The 24,316-nt window shown below is 67.3% G+C and carries 18 protein-coding genes and 2 riboswitches; of the genes, 11 read left to right on the top strand and 7 right to left on the bottom strand.

Going from position 1 to position 24,316, the window contains the following annotated elements:
- The coding region (locus QM685_RS35965) for an anti-sigma factor family protein (protein WP_415124159.1) at positions 1-246 on the bottom strand (246 nt) is incomplete at its 3' end.
- Positions 247-422: 176 nt separating this feature from the next.
- Between QM685_RS35965 and QM685_RS35960 the strand changes: the two genes are divergently transcribed.
- The 7 genes from QM685_RS35960 (at position 423) to QM685_RS35930 (ending at position 12,190) form a co-directional block, all read left to right on the top strand.
- Positions 423-1,559: a catalase family peroxidase gene (locus QM685_RS35960; protein ID WP_415124157.1), complete on the top strand. Its 1,137-nt coding sequence runs from the start codon at positions 423-425 to the stop codon at positions 1,557-1,559.
- Positions 1,556-2,095, top strand: coding sequence for a cytochrome b (locus QM685_RS35955; protein WP_415124155.1), 540 nt, complete (start codon positions 1,556-1,558; stop codon positions 2,093-2,095). The genes QM685_RS35960 and QM685_RS35955 overlap by 4 nt, the downstream gene beginning before the upstream one ends.
- Positions 2,096-2,387: 292 nt before the next feature.
- Complete coding sequence (locus QM685_RS35950) at positions 2,388-5,927, top strand: SNF2-related protein (RefSeq protein WP_415124153.1); 3,540 nt, start codon at positions 2,388-2,390, stop codon at positions 5,925-5,927.
- An 894-nt stretch (positions 5,928-6,821) separates the two neighbouring features.
- Positions 6,822-7,559: a response regulator transcription factor gene (locus QM685_RS35945; protein ID WP_415124151.1), complete on the top strand. Its 738-nt coding sequence runs from the start codon at positions 6,822-6,824 to the stop codon at positions 7,557-7,559.
- On the top strand, positions 7,556-9,007 hold the full coding sequence (locus QM685_RS35940) for a FecR domain-containing protein (protein ID WP_415124149.1): 1,452 nt from the start codon (positions 7,556-7,558) through the stop codon (positions 9,005-9,007). Before QM685_RS35945 ends, QM685_RS35940 begins: the two co-directional genes overlap by 4 nt.
- Positions 9,008-9,073: 66 nt before the next feature.
- Positions 9,074-11,551 (top strand): CHASE2 domain-containing protein, encoded by a 2,478-nt coding sequence (locus QM685_RS35935; protein WP_415124147.1) that lies wholly within the window; start codon positions 9,074-9,076, stop codon positions 11,549-11,551.
- Between the two features lie 30 nt (positions 11,552-11,581).
- Positions 11,582-12,190 carry a DUF4136 domain-containing protein gene (locus QM685_RS35930; RefSeq protein WP_415124145.1) on the top strand — a complete coding sequence of 203 codons (609 nt, stop codon included), beginning with the start codon at positions 11,582-11,584 and terminating at the stop codon, positions 12,188-12,190.
- A 72-nt stretch (positions 12,191-12,262) separates the two neighbouring features.
- On the opposite strand, the gene bluB is transcribed toward QM685_RS35930, so the two are convergent.
- Genes bluB through QM685_RS35910 form a run of 4 tightly spaced genes read right to left on the bottom strand, consistent with a single transcriptional unit; the run spans position 12,263 to position 15,310 of the window.
- Positions 12,263-12,922 (bottom strand): 5,6-dimethylbenzimidazole synthase, encoded by a 660-nt coding sequence (gene bluB, locus QM685_RS35925; protein ID WP_415124143.1) that lies wholly within the window; start codon positions 12,920-12,922, stop codon positions 12,263-12,265.
- Positions 12,906-14,204: a cobyrinate a,c-diamide synthase gene (locus QM685_RS35920; protein WP_415124141.1), complete on the bottom strand. Its 1,299-nt coding sequence runs from the start codon at positions 14,202-14,204 to the stop codon at positions 12,906-12,908. Before QM685_RS35920 ends, bluB begins: the two co-directional genes overlap by 17 nt.
- 3 nt (positions 14,205-14,207) lie before the next feature.
- Entirely contained in the window at positions 14,208-14,810 is a 603-nt protein-coding gene (gene cobO / locus QM685_RS35915; RefSeq protein ID WP_415124139.1) for a cob(I)yrinic acid a,c-diamide adenosyltransferase, read from the bottom strand.
- On the bottom strand, positions 14,807-15,310 hold the full coding sequence (locus tag QM685_RS35910) for a cobalamin biosynthesis protein (protein WP_415124137.1): 504 nt from the start codon (positions 15,308-15,310) through the stop codon (positions 14,807-14,809). The genes cobO and QM685_RS35910 overlap by 4 nt, the downstream gene beginning before the upstream one ends.
- Before the next feature lie 239 nt (positions 15,311-15,549).
- A riboswitch (cobalamin riboswitch) is annotated at positions 15,550-15,817 on the bottom strand.
- Between the two features lie 80 nt (positions 15,818-15,897).
- Positions 15,898-16,178: riboswitch (cobalamin riboswitch) on the top strand.
- A gap of 147 nt (positions 16,179-16,325) precedes the next feature.
- On the opposite strand from QM685_RS35910, the gene cobW reads away from it, so the two are divergent.
- The 4 genes from cobW to QM685_RS35890 are packed head-to-tail and all read left to right on the top strand — an operon-like array spanning position 16,326 to position 22,995.
- Entirely contained in the window at positions 16,326-17,417 is a 1,092-nt protein-coding gene (gene cobW, locus QM685_RS35905) for a cobalamin biosynthesis protein CobW (RefSeq protein WP_415124135.1), read from the top strand.
- A 15-nt stretch (positions 17,418-17,432) separates the two neighbouring features.
- Positions 17,433-21,251 (top strand): cobaltochelatase subunit CobN, encoded by a 3,819-nt coding sequence (gene cobN / locus QM685_RS35900; RefSeq protein ID WP_415124133.1) that lies wholly within the window; start codon positions 17,433-17,435, stop codon positions 21,249-21,251.
- Positions 21,248-22,324, top strand: a complete 1,077-nt coding sequence (locus tag QM685_RS35895; RefSeq protein WP_415124131.1) for an ATP-binding protein — start codon at positions 21,248-21,250, stop codon at positions 22,322-22,324. The genes cobN and QM685_RS35895 overlap by 4 nt, the downstream gene beginning before the upstream one ends.
- Positions 22,325-22,380: 56 nt before the next feature.
- Complete coding sequence (locus QM685_RS35890; protein WP_415124129.1) at positions 22,381-22,995, top strand: vWA domain-containing protein; 615 nt, start codon at positions 22,381-22,383, stop codon at positions 22,993-22,995.
- Positions 22,996-23,070: 75 nt separating this feature from the next.
- Here QM685_RS35890 and QM685_RS35885 read toward each other — a convergent pair whose 3' ends face one another.
- A complete protein-coding gene (locus QM685_RS35885; RefSeq protein ID WP_415124127.1) occupies positions 23,071-24,015 on the bottom strand; it encodes a flagellar brake protein in 945 nt (314 codons plus the stop codon).
- On the bottom strand, positions 24,008-24,316 hold a 309-nt coding region (locus tag QM685_RS35880), incomplete at its 5' end, for a hypothetical protein (protein ID WP_415124125.1). The genes QM685_RS35885 and QM685_RS35880, both read right to left, overlap by 8 nt.

The following is a 24,316-nucleotide window of genomic DNA, read 5'->3' as shown; positions in this document are numbered from 1 at the left end:
CGCGCGCCGGACCTTCGCGCGCGCGCCGCCGATGCGCTCCGGCGCGGGCTCCCCGGTGGCCTGGAACGCCGCCTGGATCCGCGTATTCAGCCTGTCGTAAAACGCGACGCGCCGCGCTTCCGCCGGATGCTTGCCGAGATAGTCGCGCAGCGCCGCCGCACGTTCGGGCGTCAGCGTGCCGTCGGCATAGGCCTGAATGTCGGCTTCGGAAGGCGGCGTGCCGGGCGGCTGGTCGGTCGAGGTCATGACAGTGATGCGCGTGGGGCGGGGTGACGGCTATCGGAAGGTGAACACGGGTGCGTACGCATTTATTCCACGCGTTTCGCAAGTGCATCGATGATTGATTCCGGCCGGCGCCGGATGGAATAGATCGCCGCGCGGCGTGTTCGCCGTTGCATCGATCCATCCGGCAAGGAGTTTTCGTGACGCAACCCTCTGTTCCCAAGCCACGGTCCGATCATCGGCCGATCTGCGTGCCGTGCCGGCTCGCGTTGATCGGCGCGGCCGTGCTCGCGCTCGCGGGCGGCTTCGCCTATACGGCGGGCTGGCTCACGCCCGCGCGTCTGAGCGCGCCGCGCATCATCGATACGTTCGAGGCGGTGGCGGGCCCGCATCCCGGCTATCGGCGCAATCACGCGAAAGGCCTGTGCGTCGAAGGCTATTTCGACAGCAATGGCAATGGCGCGGCGCTGTCTCACGCGACGGTGTTCGCGCCCGGCCGCACGCCGGTGTCCGGACGCTTCGCGGTGCCGGGCGGCAATCCGTCCGCGCCGGATACGAGCTCGCCGGTGCGCAGTTTCGCGCTGCAGTTCAGCCTGTCCGACGGCGAACAGTGGCGTACCGGCATGAATTCGACGCCGGTGTTCGCCGTGCATACGCCTGAGCAGTTCTATCAGCAACTGCTGGCCGCGAAGCCCGATCCCGCGACCGGCAAACCGGATCCGGCGAAACTGAAGGCGTTCTACGCGGCCAATCCGGAGACGCAGCCGTTCCAGCGCTGGGTGAAAGCGCATCCGCCGTCGTCGAGCCTCGCGAACGCCGCTTACTACAGCATCAACGCGTTTCTGTTTACCGACGCGAGCGGCACGACGCGCGCGGTGCGCTGGGCCGTCGTGCCGGAAACGCCATACGCGCCGATTACCGCCGCGCAGCAGGCCGAAAAGAATTTCCTCGCCGCCGATCTCGACGAGCGTCTACAACAGGGACCGTTGCGCTGGCATCTGATCCTGGATGTCGCGCAACCAGGCGACCCCATCGACGACGCGACGCTGCAATGGCCCGACGATCGCCCGCGCGTCGACGCGGGCACGCTGGTGATCGAGCGCGCGACGTCGCAGGAAAACGGCGAGTGCCGCGACATCAACTTCGATCCGACGATCCTGCCCGCGGGCATTGCACCGTCCGACGATCCGCTGCTCGCCGCGCGTTCGGCCGCGTATGCGCTGTCGTTCAAGCGCCGCACGCGCGAGGAAGCGCTGCACCCCGACGTGCATCGGACGCGGACGAACGCGCAGCAACAAGGCGGCCAGAAAGGCGAGCAAAAAGGAGAACATTCATGACGCGCGTACGCACTCATTTCAGTCCGCTCGCGCGGCTGCTGCATTGGACGATGGCGCCGCTGATCGTCGCGATGCTGTTTATCGGCGTGGGGATGGTCGCGACCGTATCGCGCGCGCATGACACGTTGATCGCGCTGCATCGGCCACTCGGCATTGCGTTGCTGGTTCTCGTGGCGTTGCGGCTCGCGGTGCGCGCGACGCGTGGCAGTCCGCCGTTGCCGGCGGCCATGCCGAAGGCGCAACGTATCGCGGCCAGGGCGTCGCACGTCGTGCTGTATGCGCTGATGGTGGCGATGCCGCTGATCGGCTGGGCGATGGTGTCGGCGGCGGGCTATCCGGTCACGCTGGCCGGTTCGCTGCATCTGCCGCCGATCGTGCCGCGCGACGTCGCGCTGTTCGCGCTGCTGCGCGCGCTGCATACGTGGCTCGCATTCGCTTTGTTCGCGACCGTGCTGCTGCATCTCGCGGCGGCGCTGTTGCATGCGCTGATTCTGCGCGACGGCGTATGGGCGAGCATGACGCGCGGCGAGCGCTGAGGTGGAAGGTTTCACTGCGTTTGCCTGCCGGTTCATCGGCGGACGGCGGCATGCGTGGCGCGAATCCAGCGCGTCGAAGCCGCCGTGCCCACTTCGCACCCGGTATCCGCGCATCGCCTGAATTCGGTTCGAACCGGGCGGCACAGCCATTTTCCAACGCGTAAAATGGCCGGTTATCACAGGCAGATTGCAGCCGGGCAGAATGCGCCGGGCGTCGCGATAGCGCGTCGCCCGGCGCGCTGTTTCGCCCGCGCGCAAGTGCCTTCGCCGGTTTGAACAGGAATGCACGCGGATGTCGTCAGTTTTCTTCGATCGGGAAAGGATTACGGAATGGCTCGGTGACTGGACCGTCGCCAAAGCGCGCTCGGTGGGCGCGGTCAGCAACGTGAAATGGCAGGGCGCGACGCTCTCGGGCGATGTGCAGGGCTCGCGCCCGCAACCCTACCGGACGCGGGTGCGCTTCCGTACCGACGGCGGTTCGCCGTGGGCGCAAAGCGACTGTACGTGTCCGGTCGGCCGCAACTGCAAGCATGTTGCGGCGCTGCTGCTCGCGGAACTCGACTACCACGACGAGATGGACCACATCACGCGCGTGGCGGAAGAGGGCGGCACGGATACGGCGCCCGGCGTGGCGCCGTTGCAGCCGGCCTTATCGCCGGGCGTGCGTCCGGAACTCGTGAGCTGGCTCGAGCGGTTCCGCGCCCGCGTGCGCGCGGCAGATGCGGCCGGCGCCGCGGCCGGCAAGGACGCCGCGCGCAGCCCAAGCGCCGGGCGCGGCGAAACGCTCGCTTACCGGCTCAACTGGTCGAGCTTTCACATGCGCCACGAGGTCGTGCTGCACCGCGCGCGCTGCGATGCGAACGGCACGATCGTCGAAGTCGGCGAGAGCTGGGGCGACGTCGAAGCGGCGCTTCTGAAGCAGCCGCGTTTCGTGTCCGACGAAGACCTGTCGATCCTGCGCGGGCTGTGGCTCGGCCGCTCGCGCGAGGATTTCGGCCAGTTCGTGCTGCGCGGCACGAGCGGCGCGGAGACGCTGCAGAAGCTGATCGCCACCGGGCGCCTGTTCTTCGGCTTCAAAATCGCGCCTGGCCACGCGGGGCCGACGCCGCTGACGCGCGCCGCCGACCGGCCCGGCCGCATCGAATGGGAGCCGCTTGCCGACGAGCGCCTGCGCCCGGTGCTGCGTACCGAACCGCGCGCGAGCATGGTGCTGCCGACCGAGCCGGTCTGGTACGTCGACGGCGTGGCGAACGAGGCGGGCATCGTGCCGCTGTCGTTGCCGTTCCAGCAGTTGCCCGACTATCTCGCGATGCCGCCGATCTCGCTCGCCGAAGCGCCGCTCGTCGCGTCGGTCCTGCGCGAGATCGCGCCCGAGCTGCCGTTGCCGCCTACCCACGACGCGCCGGCGATCCGCGTGATCGACGTCGACCCGGTGCCGGTGCTCCTGCTCAACAGCCACGCGCCGCCGAACGCGGCGAAAGGCGCCAGAGCGGCGAAGCTGGCGAAGGCGGCGGAGCGCCAGTCCAGCGCGGTCGAGCTGGCCGCCGTGAGCTTCGACTACGACGGCGTCAGCATCAACGCCGACAGCAGCGTGACGCTCGTGCCATTGCCGGGCGGCGACGTGATCCATATCCGGCGGCGCTACGACGCGGAGAAAAAGCGCCTGCTCGAACTGCGCAAGACCGGTTTGCAGAAAGTGCCGACCCGCGGCGTCCATGCAGCGCGTCTCGTGCCCGACACGATGCTCGGCCTGCCCGATGCCGACGCATGGTCCGGCTTCGTCAACGACGCGGTGCCGGCCCTCGTCGCCAGCGGCTGGCGCGTGACGATGGCGCCCGGCTTCCGCTACAACGTGATCGAAATCGACGCGATCGACGGCACCGCGCGCGAGGCCGGCGACGGCTGGTTCGATCTCGAAATGGGTATCCGCGTCGGCGAGCGCAACGTGCGGCTCGAGCCGCTGCTCGCCGAGCTGTTCCGGCGCGACCGGCGCTGGCTCTCCGGCGCGCTCGAGAGCATCGGCGACAGCGAGCCGGTCGAGCTGAAGACAGAGGAAAACAAGCGGCTGCGGCTGCGCGCCGACCGTCTGAAGCCGGTCGTGCGCGTGCTGGTCGATCTGTTCGATTCGCTCGGCGGCACGCTCGCCGACGGCGCGCCGCTGCGCGTGGCCGCGGTCGACGCCGGCCGGCTCGACGCGCTGAACGACACCGGCCGCTGGCAATTCAGCGGCGATGCGTCGATCCGCGAACTCGCGCGCCGCCTGCAAGCCGGTCCGGGCCTGCGCGAAGTGCCGGTGCCGCGCGGGCTGAAGGCCGAGCTGCGCGCGTATCAGCACCAGGGCCTGAACTGGATGCAATTCCTGCGTGAGCAGGATCTGGCCGGCGTGCTGGCCGACGACATGGGGCTCGGCAAGACCGTGCAGACGCTCGCGCATATTCTTGCCGAGAAGGAAGCGGGGCGGCTCACGCGTCCCGCGCTGATCGTCGTGCCGACCACCCTCGTGCACAACTGGCGCGAGGAAGCGCGCCGTTTCGCGCCGGAGCTGAAAGTGCTCGTGCTGAACGGGCCGCAGCGCAAGGAGCGTTTCGAGCAGATCGGCGAACACGAGCTGGTGCTGACGACCTACGCGCTGCTGTGGCGCGACCAGAAGGCGCTTGCCGAACACGACTACCATCTGCTGATCCTCGACGAAGCGCAGTACGTGAAGAACGCGAGCACCAAGGCCGCGCAGGCGATTCGCGGCTTGCGCGCGCGGCATCGGCTGTGTCTGACGGGCACGCCGCTCGAGAATCATCTCGGTGAGCTGTGGTCGCAGTTCGATTTTCTGCTGCCGGGCTTTCTCGGCAGCCAGAAGGACTTCACGCGGCGCTGGCGCAACCCGATCGAGAAGAGCGGCGACGACGTGCGCCGCGCGCTGCTCGCGCGCCGCATCCGGCCGTTCACGCTGCGCCGTCGCAAGGACGAAGTGGCGAAGGAGCTGCCGCCCAAGACGACGATCGTGTGCCCGGTCGACCTCGAAGGCGCGCAGCGCGATCTCTACGAAACGGTGCGCACCGCGATGCAGGCGAAGGTGCGCGCGGCGGTCAGCGCGCAGGGGCTGGCGCGCAGTCACATCATCGTGCTCGACGCGCTGTTGAAGCTGCGTCAGGTGTGCTGCGATCCGCGGCTCGTCAGGACGCATGGCGCCGGTGGCGAATCCGACGACGCGCACGGACAGCCGGCCGACCCGCTGGCCGGACAGCGCGGAAGTGCGTCGAAGCCTGAAAAAGACCGGCCCGCGAAGGGCGAGCGCCCGATGCGCTCGGCCAAGCTCGATCTGCTGCTGTCGATGCTGCCCGAGCTGATCGAGGAAGGACGCCGCGTGCTGCTGTTTTCGCAGTTCACCGGCATGCTGGCGCTGATCGCCGACGCGCTCGACGAAGCCGCGATCCCGTACGTGATGCTGACCGGCGATACCGCCGATCGCGTGACGCCGGTCGAGCGATTCCAACGCGGCGAGGTGCCGCTTTTCCTGATCAGCCTGAAGGCGGGCGGCGTAGGTTTGAACCTGACCGCCGCCGACACGGTGATCCACTACGACCCGTGGTGGAACCCGGCCGCCGAGAATCAGGCCACCGACCGCGCGCATCGGCTGGGGCAGGACAAGCCGGTATTCGTCTACAAGCTGATCGCCGCGGGCAGCATCGAGGAAAAGATCGTCGAGTTGCAGGAGCGCAAGGCCGGACTCGCCGACAGCATCCTCGCGCAAGACGCAGCCGGCGCCGCGAAGTTTTCCGACGACGATCTCGACGCGCTGTTCGCGCCGATGCTGGAGCTCGACGGCGCGCGGTGAGCAGGCGAGCGGCCGGCATGAGATACGACCGGGAACGAACGGGAGGCGGGGGGCGGACTGTAACAAAACGTCTGCGTGTGTAAATCGATGCGCGACGCGGCCCCAATTCATACCAATTTCGGCTACACACGGCGCGGGACTTCCGCGCCACCGTCCGATGCATGGCACGTAATAACTACCTCGGCGATCGTTACAAACGAAGTTCTTTCATCTTGAGCGCACGTTTCGTCACGGCTAACGTGTCAATACTCGTGCGGCTAGACCCCCGCGAGCGTGTAGTGTTTTTGAGCGGCATTGCTTCAGATGAAGCGATGCCGTTTTTTTGCGCTCACTTCCCCCCGTCCCACGCATTCGTCCACCCCCGCAGACCAAATGTTTCAGCGAAATCTGACAATGTTTAAACGATTTATTTTGAGACTATTCCTATACTAGCCAACGAATTGTTAAATCAGAGTTCTCTTAGGAACTTTTTGAAACGGGATATGGCGAGGGGACCAAACGCCATCGCAGTAACGATTCGCCGTCCGCGACACGACTCGCTGGCGGGCGCCGGCAGGGGGCTGGCGGACTCGGGAGAACCGGGGAAAACGCGTAAGACGCCTTTAACCCGGATCTCTCGCGACGGATTGCCGAACATTGCAATCTGGTGAAAGGACGATTTTCGATTATGATGATCTGCCCCGCATAATCGCTATATCAATTCAAGCTATGCGCTGATTTCGGGACGATGCGAAAGCAGCGCCAAATGGGGGCAAAGGCAAAGGACCATTCCATTCGGAAGATAGCAGCCGGAGTTTTATGGGAAGCCGGATCGGCGGTCGACACCGTCATCCCGGCAATTAGCCGGTTTACCGGCGGCCAGTTACGCAAGGCGCTGTTGCGTTGTGGGGTTTTATGAGAATTGCAGTCCTGGATGACGATTCGGCACAGGCCGATCTTGTTTGTCAAACGTTGTCGGCGGCGGGGCACGTCTGTCACGCGTACGGCGCGGGGCGGGAGCTGGTGCGCCAGTTGCGGCGCCAGACGTTCGATCTGCTCGTGCTCGACTGGAACGTTCCCGACATGTCCGGCGAAGAGGTGCTGCGCTGGGTACGCGAAAGCCTCTCCGAGCGCCTGCCGGTGCTGTTCATGACGAGCCGGGGCCGCGAAACCGACATCACGTCGATTCTGAACACGGGCGCGGACGACTATCTCGTCAAGCCCGTGTCCGCCGCGGTGCTGCTGGCCCGCGTCGGCTCGCTGCTGCGCCGCGCGTATTACCTGAAGCCGCCGGCCACGAAGGAAGTGTTCGGCGACTTCGAATTCGATCTGAGCGCCAAGCACGTCGTCGTGCGCGGCACGCCGGTCTCGGTCACGCAGAAGGAATTCGAGCTCGCGCTGCTGCTGTTCCAGCACCTGAGCCGGCCGCTGTCGCGCGCGCACATCCTCGACGTGATCTGGAAGCAGGCCACCGATATCCCGTCGCGCACGATGGACACCCACGTGTCGATGCTGCGCAGCAAGCTGGGGCTGCGCCCGGCGCACGGCTATCGGCTCACGCCGATCTACGGCTATGGTTACCGCCTCGAGCGAATCGAGACGGATACGCCGCCGGCCGCCGCCAACGAACCCTCTGAAGCGGGGGAGGCGTGACGCTTTTCCTGGATGTGGCAGCGCGCGGCCACGCGCCCGCGGCCGGCCGCCGCGCCGCTGCATGGCTCGCGCTGGCCTGTCTGATCGCCACGGGCGCAACGGGCTGGAGCGCGGCGGCGCTCGCGCAGGCGGCTCGCATCAAACCCGGCGCGAAGGCGCCGCCGGTCTACGTTTCCTACACGACACGCGAAGGCGACACGCTGTACGACATCGCCGGCCGCTATATGGCCGACGCCACCGACTGGGCGCTCCTCAGCCGCCTGAACCACGTGCCCGCGCCGCGCCGCATGCCGGCCGGCATCGTGTTGCGTCTGCCAGCCAGCAAACTCCGCCAGGACCCGGATGCGGCTCGCGTAGTCGCGACGAGCGGTCCGGTCGAGCATGCGTTCGGCACCAGCCCCTATCTGCCACTCAAGACCGGCGAGACGCTCGCCGAAGGCGATCGCGTGCGCACCGGCCCGAACGGTTTCGCGACGCTGGAGCTGCCGGGCGGCTCGTACGTGACGGTCGCGCAGGACGCCGAACTCGACATCGAGAAACTGCGCCACACCACGCTGACCGGCGCGGGCGATCACGTCTTCGATCTGCACCGCGGCGAGGTGGAGAGTCAGGTCACGCATGCGACGCGGCGTGACGATCGTTTCCAGATCAGGTCGCCGTCGGTGGTCGCGGGCGTGCGCGGTACGCGTTTTCGCGTCGACTACGACGGCAGCACGCAGACCACCGCGGTCGCGGTGCTCGACGGCGCGGTCGGCGTCGATCCGGCCACGCAGGGCGGCCAGCGCGTCGCGCCGGCGCCGGGCGTGCCGCTGCAGGCTTCCGAGCAACTGGTCAAGGCGAGCTTCGGCAACGTCACACATGCGGGCGGCGCGGTCGGCAGTCCGGTCGGGCTGCTGCCGGCGCCGGCGCTCGCTCAACCGGCGCGCGTGCAGGACGGCAAGACGGTCGCGTTCGACATCGAGCCCGCCGCGCAGGCAGCCGGCTATCGGCTGCAGATCTCGCACGACGCCGACCAGCTCGATCTCGTGCGCGACATGCGCGTGAGCACGCCGCACGCGGACTTCGGCGATCTGCCCGACGGCACCTATTTCGTGCGGGTCGCGTCGACCGACAGCCAGGGCCTCGACGGTCTGCCGAACGTGTACGCATTCGAGCGCCGTCAGCTCGGGCTCGATGCGTCGGCGTCGCGGCGCGCGGGCAGCCGAGACTACGACTTCCGCTGGTTCGTCAGTCACAGCAAGGTTCCGACGCGTTTTCGCTTCGTGCTGGCCAGAACCGCCGATCTGAGCCATCCGGTGGTCGATCGCACCGATCTGCCGGGCGGCGAACTGGTGGTCAGCGACCTGCCCACGGGCGTCTACTACTGGACGATCGTCGCCGAGCAGTTCGAAAACGGCCGCTTCTACGAGAAGAGCAGCCCCGTTCGCTCCTTTACGCTGGCGCGCTGACGCTGGTAGATTCTCGGGGCCGGCCTGCTGGCCGGCCCATCCTTCCGTTCCGGATTACATCGTCCATTGCCCGACACTTCTACGCGACTGAGCCTCGATCCGCGCGCCCGTCTCGGCCGGCGGGCCGGCCGGCGCTTTCTGATCGAGTGGGTGGGGGTCGGCTGCCTCGGCATCGTGGTGATCCTGCTGAGCGCGTTCGGGCGCTTCGGCGCCGGCATCGACCAGCTCGTCTACGACCGCCTGCTGAACCAGCGCGAGCAGCCCCTTTTGTCCGACATCGTCGTGGTCGAGATCGACAACGCGAGCATCGCGCAACTCGGCCGCTGGCCGTGGCCACGCAGCATCCATGCGCGGCTGCTCGAGCAGATCGCGGCGGCCAGGCCCGCGGCGGTGGTCTTCGACGTGCTGTTCACCGAACCGAATGCCGACGACGCCCAGCTCGCCCATGCGATCGCGCTGAGCCCGACCTATCTGCCCGTCCTGCTCACGCCGCCCGACGACGCCGGACGGCGCGTCGCGATCGAACCCGTCGCGCCGCTGGCGCGAGCCGCGGCCGGGCTCGGTCACATCAACTTCGAAGTGGACAGCGACGGCATCGCGCGCAGCGTCGCGCGCTTCCAGAGCGACGACAGCTCGCGCTGGCCGCAATTGATGGTGCTCGTCGCCGATGCGGTCGAACGCGGCAAGCTGCATCTGCGCGACGGGTTGCCGCCGCGCCGCTCGGACGTGCCCGCGCGCGGCAACGACGACGGCACCGAAGGGCGCTTCCTGATCCCGTTCGGCCCGAACGCCGAGAACTACACGAAATTCAGTTTCGCCGACGTGCTCGCGGGCAAGGTGCCGGCCGATCAGTTGCGCGGACGCATCGTGGTGATCGGCGTGACCGCGTCGGGCCTCTACGACCGCTTCGCGACGCCGGTGTCGGGCGAGCTGGGGCCGCTGCCCGGCGTCTATATCCACGCGAACGTGCTCGACACGCTGCTGACCGGTCGCGAGATTCAACCGCTCGCGCGCTGGGTCGTGTTCGTGTCGTCGCTCGCGCCGCTGGCCGCGCTGCTCGCCGGCTTTCTCGTACTGTCGCCGCGCCGCTCGCTGCTGCTGACCGGCGCGCTGGTGCTGTTCGCGGCAGCCGTCAGCGCGGTGTTGCTGTACGGCGGGCGGCTCTGGATGTCGCCGGTGCCGGCGATCCTCGGCGTCGTGATCGTGTATCCGATCTGGAACTGGCGCCGCCTCGAAATGACGATGGCCTATCTGCGCGGCGAACTGCAGCGCCTCGCCGACGAACCGCATCTGCTGCCGCAAGCGCCGCGGCGGCGCCGCGAGTTCGGCGGCGACGTGCTCGAGCAGCACATGGCGCTGATGGCGCAGGCCGCACAGCGCGTGCAGGACATGAAGCGCTTCGTGTGGGACAGTCTCGACAGCGTGCCGGAGCCGATCCTCGTCAGCGACCTGCGCGGTGTCGTGCTGATCGCGAACCATGCGGCCAAGGCGCATTTCGCGCGGCTTCACGCGCCGATGCCCGAGGGGCAGCCGATGCACGCGGTGCTGGGCGGCCTGACGCTCGTCAAAACGATCGACCGTGGCGTGGCCTCGGACACCGAGCGCAATCTGTTCGCGCACGCGCACTGGCCGGCGCTGCTCGACCCGACGCGCGGCGAGTTCGCCGCGCTGATGGCGCAGGGCATCGAGGTGCGCGATGCCGACGAACGCGATCATCTGCTGCGCTACGCGACCTGTACCAACGCGCAAGGCGAGACGACCGGCTGGATCGCGGGTCTCGTCGACGTGTCGGCGCTGCACGCGGCCGAGCGTCAGCGCGAGGATGCGCTGCGGCTGCTGTCGCACGACATGCGCTCGCCGCAGGCGTCGATTCTCGCGCTGGTCGAGATCGAGCGCGCGCGTACCGAGCCGGTGCTCGCGCGCGGGCTGCTCGAGCGCATCGAGCGTTACGCGCAACGCGCGCTCACGCTCGCCGACGATTTCGTGCAGCTCGCGCGCGCCGAATCGCAGGCTTACCTGCTCGAGCCGCTGAGTCTGACCGAGCTGGTCATCGATGCGACCGACGAAGTCTGGCCGCAGGCGCACGCGAAGCGCATCACGCTGCACACGGAGAGCGGCGACGACGCCGGCGAAGGCCACTGGATCTGCGCCGACCGCTCGCTGATGACACGCGCGCTCGTCAATATTCTGAACAACGCGGTCAAGTACAGTCCGCCGGACACGCGTATCGTGTGCAGCTTCGCGAGCCGGCCGGCCGCGGCGCGCGCGGTGGGGCGCGTGTCGTGCACGATCCGCGATCAGGGCTATGGCATCCCGAAGGAGCAGCAGGCGGGGCTGTTCGAACGCTTCCGGCGCTTTCACGAGGCGGAGCGGCCGGAAGTGGGCGGTGCGGGACTCGGCATGGCATTCGTGAAAACCGTCGTGACACGCCACGGTGGCAATGTCGACGTCGTCAGCGCGCCCGGAGAGGGCACGGCCTTTACGATCTGGCTGCCGGCGCTCGACGACGCGCAATCCGAGGAACCGGTCGCGCCGCGGTTCTGACGTATCCGACGTACTTGAGAGAAAAGAAAGATGGGAAAAACAGCTTACCTCTGTGCCGCGCTGGCCGCGGCGAGTCTTACCGGTTGCGCGGGCCTGAGCGCGGACGTGCACACCGGCGGATCCGACCATGCCGCCGTTGCGCTGCAAGGCGAGAAGACGTACGCGATCGCGCGCACGCAGCCGCAGCAGGACAGCGCCGATTACCCGCAAGCCGAAAAGCTGCTGCGCGACGAGCTGGCCGAACACGGTTTCGTCGATACGACGGGCAAGCCCGCGCATTATCTGCTGTCGATCGCGTATAGCACGCGACCGGCGTCGATCGGCATCGGCGGCAAGGATTGCGCGCCCGCCGATTGCGGTCAGGGGCGCGACGGGCTCGGCGCGCTGCTGTTCGGGCGCGAGTATCAGCATGCGCTGACGCTGCGCTTCTTCGAGTACGCGAGCGGCGCGGAGCGCTACAAGGTCAGCGCGGTGTTCGTCGATCGCGACGGCGACCCGATGCATGCGATCCCGTTGCTCGTGAAAACGGCGCTTGCCAGGCTGCCGTTCGACGAACCGGCCGACTGGCGCGTGAAGTTCAGTATCGACAAGGCGAGCGGCGTGCCGAACGTCGAGTCGATGCAGCCGCTGCAACGCTAGGGCGGCACGCCGTGGTGGCGCCGGCCCTGCCGGGGCAGCCTCGGGCGTGCTTTGTGTTGCCGTGCATGCGAGTTAATCCCGCGCCGTATCGCCCTGCGGCCAGCGGTTCTCGAACACGCAATCGGTGAGCGGCAGACGGCTCGCCCAGTGCTCGGTTTCGAGCATCGGCTCGCTGTAGAACCGGTCGACGTGGCCGAGGCACAGAATCGCGACCGGCCGCGCGCCTTCCGGCATGCGCAGCAACCGGCGCACCGCGTCGACGTCGAACAGCGACACCCAGCCGAGCCCCAGCCCTTCCGCGCGCGCGGCGAGCCACATGTTCTGGATCGCGCACGCGACCGACGCGAGATCCATCTCCGGCAGCGTGCGGCGCCCGAACACGTGCCGCTCGCGTCCGTCCATCAGCGCGATCACGAGCAGCTCCGCGCATTCGAGCATGCCTTCCACCTTCAGCTTCATGAACGCGTCGCGGCGCTGGCCGAGCGCGTCGGCTGTGGCGAGCCGCTCGCGCTCGACGATCTCGTGCAACGCCGTGCGCAGCGCGGCATCGGTGATGCGCATGATGCGCCACGGCTGCATATAGCCGACGCTCGGCGCGTGATGCGCGGCGTCGAGCAGACGCCGCAGCACGGTGGGATCGACCGGATCGGACACGAAATGCCGCATGTCGCGCCGTTCGTAGATCGCGCGATAGACCGCGTCGCGCGCGGAATCGTCAAAAGGCTTCGCCATGAAAGAGTGCGGCCGTGAAAGCGGGGTTGGAGGGCCAGTAAGCGTGCATGTAGGTTGCCACGATCGGACCCACGCGATAAACCGCTTCGCCGGGCGCGTCGCTGTGCGCTCGCGTGGCCGAGCGCAGCGGCGTGAGCGGCGTGTCCAGCTTCGAGTAGTGAAACGTGTGGCCGGTCAGCGGGCCGTGCAGGCCGTCGATCTGCTGCATGCCGAGCGACGTGAAGCGCGTTTGCAGGGTCGCGTGACCGGGCACGAGGCCGAGCATCGGCGTGCTCGTGCCGTGCGCGTCGGTCAGCGTGTCGAGCAGATAGAGCATACCGCCGCATTCCGCGACCACCGGCTTGCCGGCCGCCGTGTGCGCGCGGATCGACGCGGCGCTGCGCGCGTTGGCCGCGAGCGCCGCCGCGTGCAGTTCGGGGTAGCCGCCCGGCAGATAGAGCGCATGTGCGTCGTCGGGCAACGGCTCGTCGGCGAGCGGCGAGAAGTAGCTGAGTTGCGCGCCGAGCGTTTCGAGCAGCGCGACGTTGGCCGGATAGATGAACGAGAACGCGGCGTCGCGGGCAATCGCGATGCGCGTGCCTTGCAGCAGGCGCGGCAAAACTTCGGGCGACGGCGCGCCGAAGTCGACCATCGGCGGCAACGCGGCGAGCGAGGTGGACGCGAGCGTATCGGCGGCGCGTTCGAGCCGTGCTTCGAGATCACCGATTTCGTCGGCCTGGTGCAGGCCGAGGTGGCGGTCGGGCAGCGCGATGTCGTCGCTCGCGGCAATGTGCCCGCACCAGCGTATATCGGCCGGTAACGCTGCTTCGAGCATCTGCGCGTGCCGTGCCGAACCGGCGCGGTTCGCCAGCACGCCGTAAAACGGCAGCGCCGGCCTGAAGCGCGCGAGGCCGAACGCGAGCGCGCCGAAGGTTTGCGCCATCGCCTGCGCGGAAATCACCGCGAGCACCGGCACGCCGAAGGCCGTCGCCAGATCGGCGCTGCTCGGCGTGCCGTCGAACAACCCCATCACGCCTTCGATCAGGATCAGATCGGCTTCGGCCGCCGCCTCGGCGAGCAGGTCGCGGCACGCGGTCTCGCCGACCATCCACAGATCGAGCGACAGCACCGGCGTGCCGCTCGCGCGTGCGAGGATCATCGGATCGAGAAAATCCGGGCCGGTCTTGAACACGCGCACCCGCCGCCCGAGCCGCCGGTGATGGCGCGCGAGACCGGCGGTGATCGTGGTCTTGCCTTGCCCTGACGCGGGGGCGCTGATGAACAGCGCGGGGCACGCGGACATCGCTCAGAACTCCACGCCGCGCTGCGCCTTCACGCCCTGCTCGCGATACGGATGCTTGATCGCGCGCATTTCGGTGACGAGGTCGGCGGCGTCGATCAATGCGTCCGGTGCATGGCGGCCGGTCACGACGACGTGCAGCATCGGCGCGCGCGCGTTGATCACCGACAGCACTTCGTCGAGCGGCAGGTATTCGTACTTGAGCACGGTGTTCAGCTCGTCGAGGATCACCATCTGGTAGTCGCCGCTTTCGATCATCCGGCGCGCCTCGTTCCAGCCCTTGCGCGCGGTCGCCATGTCGGCTTCGCGATTCTGCGTGTTCCAGGTGTAGCCGTCGCCCATCGTGACGAAATCGCAATTCGCGATCGCGCCGAGGAAATCGCGCTCCGACGTATGCAGCGCGCCCTTAATGAACTGCACGACGCCAAGCCGCATGCCGTGGCCGAGCACGCGCACGGCCATGCCGAACGCGGCCGTGCTCTTGCCTTTGCCGGTGCCGGTGTTGACGATCAGCAGGCCTTTTTCGACGGTCGCGCTGGCCTGCTTCTTCTCGTGGCCTTCGCGGCGGCGTTCGGTCATGCGTTGATGCGATTCGGGATCGGTTTTCATCGGGAGTCCTGGTCGTTGGGGGCAGTGTGTAGGGAGGCCGCGCTGTTGCCGGCATCGTTGTCGGCCGATGCGATCGCGACCGTGACGCCGGCGTGCACGCTCTTGCGTACGACGAGGCGTGCATGCCGCGAGGCTGTTGCGGAGTCGAAGGTTTGCGCCGCGAGCAGCGCGCACGGTTCGCAGACGCCGTCCACGCTGAGATGCGCGTGCGCGGTGGCCGACGGCGACGCCACCGGCACGGTGGCTATCTGTTCGCGGCTGAATAGTCGTAGCGGCAGCGCATGCCGCGCGCAGAATTCGAGCAGGCCGGGTTCACCGGCCTTGGTGTCGATCGTCGCGATCGTGCGGATCTGTCCGAACGCATATGGCCCGAGCGCGGCGCGCACGGCCGCTTCGATATCCGCGGCCGCGCTGTGCAAGCGGCAACCGATGCCGACGCTCAGCGTTGTCGTCGAGCGACCGGCGCCGATCAGCCGGGCGCGCGTCATCGCGGCGTGCATGGCGCGCGCCATGCGGTGAGGGAAGAAGAGAAGCGGCACGCGATGGCGCGCGCGGCGGTGGAGATCGAGATCATGCGGTACTGCGAATCCGGTCACGGCAAAGCGCGCGATTTGCGGCGCTTTCTTCGGAAATTCGAAGAGAACGCCACGGCCGCGCGACGCCGTGCTTGAACGCCTTCACATCCGTTCCCCGCGGATTCCGGCGGCCGGCGGCGCAATCTGGCATATGGGATGCACGCGGCGCCGCCTCCGCGTCTGGCCGGTATCCGGGCTGGCGGCCTCACGCGTTTCGCCTTCCCGTCCCGATTCGCGGAGTCGCGCAGACTCGCGGATTCGCAGGACAGTGGCATCAAAAAACGCATGCGCGGCGCGCCGGAATCGGATCGCGCGCCGCAGGTCGCTTACCGTTGCGGGGACAGCACAGGTTGAACGCATGACGCGCCGCCTGTTTCCCGTTTAACTGCACATGCGAGCGCATGCGCGGGCACCAAACGCGCGCATACGATAGCACATGGCGCCTTGCCGGATAAGCGCCGGCGGCGGGTTTCGTCACCGCCGCTTCCTTGACTGCGCAAGGCCGCGGGCCTACACTCGCACGCACTTCTGGTGCTCGCATGCGCGCTCGTGCGCATGCAGTTAAACGGGAAACAGGGGGCCCATCTGCTCTGGAGCGGGCTAACCTGTGCTGTCCCCGCAACGGTAAGCGAAAAGCGGTGCGAGCCTCACGGCCCGGCGCCGCGGAGCCGGCTTCGATGTCCACGCGCAAGGCCGCGTCGGCATGTCACCACTGGGCGAGAAACCACTCGGCCGGGAAGGGGAAGCGGCGCTTTCGCCAGCCCGGATACCGGCCCGAAGATGCAGGACGTACGCCGCGGGGATGCGGCGGCGCGTCCATGACCTCACTTTCGCTTTCTGCGTTTTCGTTGTCGCGGCAATGCCGTCGTTCGTCCCCGTGTGTTGAACAAACGCCTGGACTTTCCGGCATGCCATGCAACGCCTACGGATGGACCTCACGATGCAAACTCAATTGCGCAAGATTCCCGTCACCATCGTCACGGGCTTTCTCGGCAGCGGCAAGACCACGCTGTTGCGGCACATTCTTCAGCACGCCGGCGGCAAGCGCATTGCCGTCATCGTCAACGAGTTCGGTGAACTCGGCATCGACGGGGAAATCCTCAAGGGCTGCGGCATCGGTTGCGACGAAAACGGCGTCGAAACCGAGGGGCAATTGTATGAACTCGCGAACGGCTGCCTGTGCTGCACCGTGCAGGAAGAGTTTTTCCCGGTGATGGAAAAGCTCGCCGAGCGTCGCGATGAACTCGATCACGTGCTGATCGAAACTTCCGGGCTCGCGTTGCCAAAGCCGCTCGTGCAGGCATTCAACTGGCCGCAGATCAGAAACGGCTTTACCGTCGACGCGGTGGTGACGGTGGTGGACGGCCCCGCCGCCGCGGGTGGCCAGTTCGCCGACAACCCGGTCGCCGTCGATGCGCAGCGCAAGGCCGACCCGAATCTCGATCACGAATCGCCGCTGCACGAGCTGTTCGAAGACCAGTTGTGCGCGGCCGATCTCGTGATCCTGAACAAGACGGACCTGCTCGACGATGCGCAGCAGAGCGCGGTGGAAACGCTGATCCGCGACGAGATTCCGCCGCAGGTGAAGATCGTGCGCGCGCATAGGGGGCAGCTCGATCTGCATACGCTGTTGGGCCTCGAAGCGGCGTCGGAGGAAACGATCCATTTGCGCCACGATCATCACGGTTCCGCCGACGATCCCGATCATCACCACGACGAGTTCGATTCGGTCGTCGTGCAGGCGAGCGTGCCGTCGCGCGAAGCGGCGCTCGCCGCGTTGCGGACGCTCGTCGAGAACCACACGATTTACCGCGTCAAAGGTTTCGCGGCGCTGCCGGGCGCGGCGATGCGGCTCGTGATCCAGGGCGTGGGCCGCCGCTTCGACAGCTATTTCGACCGGCGCTGGCAGGCCGGCGAAGGCGGCGACGGCCATCCGAGCCGCTTCGTGCTGATCGGCGAAGACCTCGATCAGCCCGCGTTGCAACAGGCGTTCGATACGGCGCTCGGCGCGACGTCGAACGCCACCGCATAACCGGCGCGAGCAGCCATGCATCTGCTGCGCACGACACCGGGCGGCTTCGTCGACGATACGCAGGGCGTGATCCGTATCGATCAGCAGCCCGCCGATATCGTCGTGCTCAGTTCCGCCGACACCACGCTGTCGCTGCTCGCGAGTGCCGTGCCGCGTCTCGGCGACGGCTTCCCGAGCGTGCGGCTCGCGAACGTCACGTATCTGCGGCAGCCGGCTTCGGTCGATTTCTATATCGACGACGTGTTGCAGCATGCGCGCGTCGTGGTGGTCGATCACCTCGGCGGCGAGACGTACTGGCCGTACGGCATCGAACAGGTCGTCGCGCTCGCGCAGCGCAACCGGCAAACGCTCGCGATGTTTTCCGGTGACTTGCAGGAAGACCCGAATCTGCTTGCGCGCAGCACCGCGAGCGCCGGGTTGTGTGAACAGTTATGGCGTTATCTGCGTGAAGGTGGGCCGCAAAACGCCGAGGCGTTTCTGCGCTGCATCGCCTATCACGCGCTCGATTGGGGGCGCGAGCCCGAGCCGCCGCGCGCGCTGCCGGCCGCGTCGCTCTATCACCCCGCGCGCGATACGCCGACCATCGCGGACTGGCAGGCGCGCTGGCGCCAGGATGCGCCGGTCGTCGCGATTCTTTTCTACAAGGCGCATCTGCAGGCCGCCAATACCGCGGTGTTCGACGCGTTGATCGACGCGCTCGAAGCGCAGGGGCTCAATCCGCTGCCGCTTGCGATTACGTCGCTCAAAGATGCGATGAGCCGCGAAGTCGTGCAGTCGCTGTGCGCGCAACATCAGGCGGCGCTGGTGCTCAACACGACCGCGTTCGCCGCGTCCGCGATCGACGATCCCGAGCCGCTCGCGCTGGCCGGCGACGCGCCGGTGTTGCAGGTGATCCTGAGCGGCGGCAATCGCGAAGACTGGCTCAAGGACAACCACGGCCTCAATTCGCGCGACATCGCGATGCATATCGCGCTGCCGGAGGTGGACGGCCGCATCATCACGCGCGCGATCAGCTTCAAGGGGCTCGCGTATCGTTGTCCGCACACCCAGGTCGACGTGGTCCGTTATCAGCCGGACCTCGAACGCGTGCGCTTTCTCGCCGAACTGAGCCGCCGCTGGTGCCGTCTGCGTTCGCTCGATAACGCGGACAAGAAACTCGCGCTGATTCTCGCGAACTATCCGATGAGCGAGGGGCGTATCGGCAATGGCGTCGGGCTCGATACGCCGGCCTCGGTGGTCGGCATTCTGTCGATGCTGCGCGACGAAGGCTATCGGGTTGCCGAGCTGCCCGACGAGGGCGGCGCATTGCTGAGGAAGCTCACCGAAGGGGTCACCAACGACCCGGTCGTGCGCGATCTGCGGCCGGCGTTGCAAAGCCTCGCGCTCGACGATTATCTCGCGCATTTCAACGCATTGCCGGCCAGCGTGCGCGACGCGCTGAACGCGCGCTGGGGCCGGCCTGAGCAGGATCCGACGCTGCGGCGCGGTCGCTTCATGATCGCGGGCTGGCGCTGCGGGCAGGTGTTCGTCGGCATCCAGCCTTCGCGTTCGCGCGGGCAGCGCGATTACGCGAGCTATCACGACGCCGAGCTCGTGCCGCCGCATGCCTATCTCGCGTTCTATTTCTGGCTGCGCCATCGGTTCGGTATCGACGCGGTCGTGCACGTCGGCAAGCACGGCAATCTCGAGTGGCTGCCCGGCAAGAGCGTCGCGTTGAGCGACGCATGCTGGCCCGATCTGATTCTCGGGCCGCTGCCGCATCTGTACCCGTTCATCGTCAACGATCCGGGCGAGGGCAGCCAGGCCAAACGCCGCGCGCAGGCGGTCATCATCGATCATCTGATGCCGCCGCTCACGCGCGCCGAAAACTATGGACCATTGCAGGACCTCGAACGCCAGGTCGACGAATACTACGAAGCGCTGATGGTCGACCCGCGCCGCGCGAAGCTGCTGCGTCGCACGATCCTCACGACGATCGTCGAGCATCGGCTGCACGAGGAACTGAGTCTCGCGGCGCCGAACGGGCAGGACGATGAAGACGCGCTGCTTACGCGCGTCGACGCATGGCTGTGCGAGTTGAAGGAAGCGCAGATTCGCGATGGGCTGCACACGTTCGGGCAATCGCCGCGCGGCGCGCAGCGGCGCGATACGCTGCTCGCGCTCGGGCGCTTTCCGATCGGCGACGGACAGGGCGGCAGAGCCGGACTGACCGACGCACTGGCGCGCGACCTGCGCATCGACCATCTGTTCGATCCGTTGACAGTGGATTGGGCGGCGCCGTGGGACGGTCCGCGTCCCGAGGTGTTGCGGCGGGTCAGCGAGGCGCCGTGGCGGCATTACGGCGACACGCGCGAGCGACTGGAACTGCTCGCGGCCGGGTTGTTGCGCGGTGTGTGCGGTATGGACGACGAGGGCGCGGATTGTCCGCCAGCGGGGCCCGAATCCGGTGCCGCCCTACCGCAAGCGGAACAGGTCATCGCACGCTTGCGCGACGACGTGCTGCCGCGCCTCGATGCCTGCGGCCCTCAGGAAATGACACAACTGAAACGCGGCCTCGAAGGACGTTTCGTGCCGCCGGGACCGAGTGGATCGCCGTCGCGCGGACGGCCCGACGTGCTGCCCACCGGCCGCAACTTCTATTCGGTCGACACGCGCGCGGTGCCCACGCAAGCCGCGTGGGCGCTAGGCGTGAAATCGGCGCAGCAACTGCTCGAGCGGCATTTGCAGGAGCACGGCGACTACCCGCGCGCGATCGGCCTGTCGGTCTGGGGCACCGCGACGATGCGCACCGGCGGCGACGATATCGCGCAGGCGCTTGCGCTGCTCGGCGTGCGGCCGAAGTGGGCGCCGGGCAGTCATCGCGTGACGGACTTCGAAATCATGCCGATCGCAGCCTTCGACCGGCCGCGCATCGACGTCACGCTGCGGGTGTCCGGTTTCTTCCGCGATGCATTCGCGAACGTGATGCATCTGTTCGATGCGGCGGTGCAGGCCGTCGCCGAACTCGACGAACCGGCCGATCTGAATCCGATCCGCGCGCGCGTGCTGCGCGAACGCGATGCGTTGGTCGCGCGCGGCATGGATCCCGCCGAAGCGCGCAAGCGTGCCGGCTGGCGCGTGTTCAGCGCGCGGCCCGGCGCATACGGCGCGGGCTTGCAGGAGATGATCGACTCGCGTCAATGGCAGACCGATGCCGATCTCGCGACCGCCTATCAGGCGTGGGGCGGCTACGCGTACGCGCAGAAGAGCGCGGGCGAGGAAGCACATCATGCATTCGGCGCGCGCCTCGCCGCGATGGACGTCGTCTTGCAGAACCAGGACAACCGCGAGCACGACGTGCTCGATTCGAACGACTATTACCAGTTCCAGGGCGGCATGGTCGCGGCGGTGCGGCATCTGGCCGGTGAGCAGCCGCGCGTTTATCACGCCGATCACAGCAATCCGGCCGCGCCGCGCGTGCGTACGCTGCACGAGGAGATCGCGCGCGTGATCCGCTCGCGCGTGGTCAATCCGAAATGGCTCGACGGCGTGAAGCGCCACGGCTATAAAGGCGCGGCCGAGATCGCCGCGACCGTCGATTATCTGTACGGCTACGACGCGACCGCGCGCGTGATTGCGGATCATCAATACGCGCTCGTCGCCGACGCTTATCTGAACGACGCCGAGACCCGCGCGTTTCTGCAGCGGCACAACGTGCATGCGTTGCATGCGATCTGCGAGCATCTGCTCGAAGCGATGCAGCGCGGGCTGTGGCAGGAACCGGGCGACTATCGCGCGCAGGTGGAGCAGCATCTGCTCGCGAGCGAACAGCAGATCGAAGGGACACGGAAATGAATGGAGCGACGGTGGGTTCAGCTTCGGGCGCGGCTCGCCGGCCGGTTTTTCCGTTCGCCGCGCTGATCGGCCAGGCGCCGTTGCAGCAGGCGCTGCTGCTTGCCGCGATCGATCCGGGCCTCGGCGGAGTGCTGATCAGCGGGCCGCGCGGCACCGCGAAGTCGACCGCGGCGCGCGCGCTCGCGGAGTTGCTGCCGGAGGGGCAGTTCGTGAATCTGCCGCTCGGCGCGAGCGAGGATCGTCTGATCGGCACGCTCGATATCGAAACGGTGTTGCGCGACGGCTCGGTGCGTTTTTCGCCGGGCCTGCTCGCGAAGGCGCATCGCGGCGTACTGTATGTCGACGAGATCAACCTGCTGCCCGACGCGCTCGTCGATGCGCTGCTCGATGCGGCGGCGAGCGGTGTGAATACCGTCGAACGCGATGGCGTTTCGCATAGCCACGACGCGAGCTTCGTGCTGATCGGCACGATGAATCCCGAAGAGGGAGAGTTGCGGCCGCAACTGATCGACCGCTTTGGTCTGATGGTCGAATTGCAGAACGCGTTCGAGCCGCGGACGCGGCAGGCGATCGTCAAGGCCCGGCTCGCATTCGATCACGATCCGGCTGGTTTTCGCGCTGCGTATGCGCAGCAGCAGGCTGCATACGTGCAGCGGATTCACACGGCGCGCGCGGCGTTGCCACAGCTTGCATTCGACGATGCCGTGCACGCGCACGTAAGCGCGCTATGCATCGACGCGGCCGTCGACGGTCTGCGTGCCGATCTCGTGATGCTGCGCGCGGCACGCGCGCTGGCAGCGCTCGAGCGGGCGGCCGGGGTGACGGCGCAGCATGTGGATCGCGTTGCCGGGGCGGTGCTGATTCATCGGCGGCGCCAGCATGATCCGCAAGCTTCGCATTCAGATCAGCCGGAGAGCGCGGCGCCGTCACAGGATGGCACCGGCAATGGGGCGGCTTATTCGGCAGCGTCGCTATCGTCTTCCGCCGACACCGACTGGGGCTACCTGCCGCCCGAGCCAACCGCGGCGGTGCCGGTCAAGAGCGTCATTCCTCTCGGCGCAAAAAAACGCTGAGCCATCGGAAGGGCGCCGCCGCTGACTCGCGCAGCGGTTTTCGATGGCGGCAAGGCATGAACGCAAGTTCGCGCAGCGCTTCGCGCGGCGAGCCGGGTAGACGCATTGCGTGGCCGCCGACGCTCGCCGCGATGCGCGAGCGCGCGTTGCGCCGCGAGCATTTGCGTTTCATACGCGAGGCGCCGCGCGGCGGCGTGCTGCATTGTTTCGTGCTCGATTGCTCCGGATCCATGCTGGCCGGCCAGCGTCTCGCGCTGGCGAAAGGCTTGCTGATTTCGCTGTTCGACCATGCGAGCGCGCTGCGCGCCGAGGCCGCGCTGATCTGCTTCGGCGGTGTGGGCGCGGACGTGCGCTTCGGTCCGGCCGTGCCGCGCTGGTGGAACGAGCGCTGGCTGCGGCCGGTGGGCGCGGGCGGCGGCTCGCCGCTCGCGTCGGGGGTGCGATGCGCCGCGGCATTGCTCGGGCGCAGCGCGCGCAGGCGGCCGGCCCAGCAGCGCTGGCTGTGGATTCTGACCGATGGCCGCACACGCGACGTGCCCACGCGCCCGCTCGATGCCGATGAAGTGGTGTTCGTCGATTTCGAACGCGGCGCGCTACGGCTCGGCCGCTGCGAAGCGCTCGCCGATGCGTGGGGTGCGCGGTGCCTGACGCCGGAAGAGTTGATCGGCTGAGCGGTTGATCGACGTCCTGCCGCCCGCTTTCGGGCGAGTCTGGTGTGCACCGCGCGGTCGTATCGTCTGTACCGCTTATTTCATTCCGTTCGACCAGTACAACACATCGTCGTGACGATCGAACACGAAGACTTTCATCGCCATCTGTTGCGCGGTGTCGAGGCGATCGAGCTCGAGCCCATGAGTCGACGGCTCGCCGGGAGCGCTGCCTTTCTGCACATTGCGGATGATGGCCGTGGTCTCGATCTCCGTATCGAGTTCAGCGGACTTCAGGCGAAAGGCGATGCGCAGCCGATCGCCGACCGCGCCGAGCGTCCACGACGCGCTCAACGACATGCCGAGCGCGCTGATGCCTTTCGCGAGCCCCAGGCCCTCGTAAACATCACCCGTTTCGCCGATGCCGAACCGCACCGGCAGATGCGCGTGCACGCGGATCGATTTGCGCTCGCGCAGGCGGCGGATCGCACCGGGCTTCGACAGGACGATGTAGTCGAACGGCAGGCGGCAGATCGCCTCGATCGTGCAGACGAAACGGAACACGGCCTGGCTGGCGATAGCGACGAGTTCGACGTTTTCGCCGGGCGTGAGCGCCAGCAGCCGGCCTTGTTGCAACGGCGGCGTGACGAAGATCGCATGATTCGGCGCGAAGCCGATGATGCGGCATGGGTGCATCGGCGCGCCGCTGCCGAGCTGGGGGCGCATGCCGATCAATGCGCCGATCTCCAGATGCATGTCCCTGACCGTCAACTCGCCGGTGGGCTCCGCGGGCGGCGTCGACTTCGGCGGCTGTTGCGCGTTCGGGTCCAGCAGGTCGCCGCGTTGCGGACGAAAGTGTGTGAACAGGAACGTGCGCTCGTCCGTAGTCGCGAGGATCGTGCCGCTTGCGAAGAGCAGCGTGCCGTCGGTATCGACGATCGGCCAGGGAAGCGGCGTGCCAACCGGCACGGCATCCAGGGCGAGCGATGACGATGAGGCGGGAGCGGTGTTTGCGTCGACGCGTTCCTCGGCAGGATTATCCATGGGCGGCAGCTAATTGAAGTAGCGGGATAATCTGGATGACGGCGGTGGCGGGTAAAAACTTTAATTGGAGCTCGTGAGGGAAGTACTCGTTGCGTGGTGTGAGTGCTTCTGTAGCTTCTGTATTCAACCTGACTGGATTCGATGAAACGAGATGCTCTGGTCGTTTTTGATGAGATCTTTTTTGTGCCTTCGATGACTGCTGTTGGCCTTTACAAAATGTCGGGTTGTGGTGGTCTTCGTTGTCGAAAGAAAATTCGCGGCAAGGGGTTGACGCGCTGTCGGCCGCTCTCCATAATCTCGC

The sequence above is a fragment of the Paraburkholderia sp. genome (genome assembly GCF_047605525.1).
Classification (GTDB): Bacteria; Pseudomonadota; Gammaproteobacteria; order Burkholderiales; family Burkholderiaceae; genus Paraburkholderia.
Note: the sequence above shows the minus strand (reverse complement) of the source record. Positions and strands in the feature narration are given on the sequence as shown.

Coding starts and splice junctions, on each gene's coding strand:
- QM685_RS35955 (WP_415124155.1), top strand. CDS start 1,556: ATGACGCGCGTACGCACTCATTTCAGTCCGCTCGCGCGGCTGCTGCAT.
- QM685_RS35950 (WP_415124153.1), top strand. CDS start 2,388: ATGTCGTCAGTTTTCTTCGATCGGGAAAGGATTACGGAATGGCTCGGT.
- QM685_RS35945 (WP_415124151.1), top strand. CDS start 6,822: ATGAGAATTGCAGTCCTGGATGACGATTCGGCACAGGCCGATCTTGTT.
- QM685_RS35930 (WP_415124145.1), top strand. CDS start 11,582: ATGGGAAAAACAGCTTACCTCTGTGCCGCGCTGGCCGCGGCGAGTCTT.
- bluB (WP_415124143.1), bottom strand. CDS start 12,922: ATGGCGAAGCCTTTTGACGATTCCGCGCGCGACGCGGTCTATCGCGCG.
- QM685_RS35920 (WP_415124141.1), bottom strand. CDS start 14,204: ATGTCCGCGTGCCCCGCGCTGTTCATCAGCGCCCCCGCGTCAGGGCAA.
- cobO (WP_415124139.1), bottom strand. CDS start 14,810: ATGAAAACCGATCCCGAATCGCATCAACGCATGACCGAACGCCGCCGC.
- QM685_RS35910 (WP_415124137.1), bottom strand. CDS start 15,310: ATGCACGCCGCGATGACGCGCGCCCGGCTGATCGGCGCCGGTCGCTCG.
- cobW (WP_415124135.1), top strand. CDS start 16,326: ATGCAAACTCAATTGCGCAAGATTCCCGTCACCATCGTCACGGGCTTT.
- cobN (WP_415124133.1), top strand. CDS start 17,433: ATGCATCTGCTGCGCACGACACCGGGCGGCTTCGTCGACGATACGCAG.
- QM685_RS35895 (WP_415124131.1), top strand. CDS start 21,248: ATGAATGGAGCGACGGTGGGTTCAGCTTCGGGCGCGGCTCGCCGGCCG.
- QM685_RS35890 (WP_415124129.1), top strand. CDS start 22,381: ATGAACGCAAGTTCGCGCAGCGCTTCGCGCGGCGAGCCGGGTAGACGC.
- QM685_RS35885 (WP_415124127.1), bottom strand. CDS start 24,015: ATGGATAATCCTGCCGAGGAACGCGTCGACGCAAACACCGCTCCCGCC.